The organism is Methylophaga sp. UBA5088 (genome assembly GCF_002414625.1).
In the GTDB taxonomy this organism is placed as follows: Bacteria; Pseudomonadota; Gammaproteobacteria; order Nitrosococcales; family Methylophagaceae; genus Methylophaga; species Methylophaga marina.
The window spans coordinates 1-349 of record NZ_DIAC01000092.1 but is presented as its reverse complement, the minus strand read 5'-3'; the positions used below and the strand labels follow the sequence as shown (position 1 = coordinate 349).

Here is a 349-nt window from a genome sequence, read left to right as displayed (position 1 = left end):
TTTGCATATCAATGCAACTGAAAAAACGAAAACAGCAAAAGTGTTTGCACTTCCTGATTGGTTTTGGCGACAAACAGCTGGCCTGGCTGCGGCTGCATCACTCGGTGCGCTAGCTGTAGTGGGGTTAATGTCACAACCTCAGACCGTGATGCCTACCACTAATATGGCTCAATCTGAACCGTTGCAACAACAAACGACTGTTGCCGAAACAAATCGGTGGACAGTGGGAGAGACCGAAGTCGAAGACAGGTTGAACGACTACTTGGTCGATCACAATGAATATGCCGGTGCATCAGGCTTATTCTCATACGCAAGAGTTGTGTCGTACGGTGAGGAGTAAACTCTAATG

Annotated in this window: 1 protein-coding gene; it reads left to right on the top strand. The window is 47.6% G+C overall.

Annotated features, from left to right (window positions below):
- Positions 1–340, top strand: a 340-nt coding sequence (locus tag B4K20_RS11375; RefSeq protein ID WP_289282972.1) for an anti-sigma factor, incomplete at its 5' end; no start/stop codon positions are given.
- Positions 341–349: the final 9 nt, after the last annotated feature.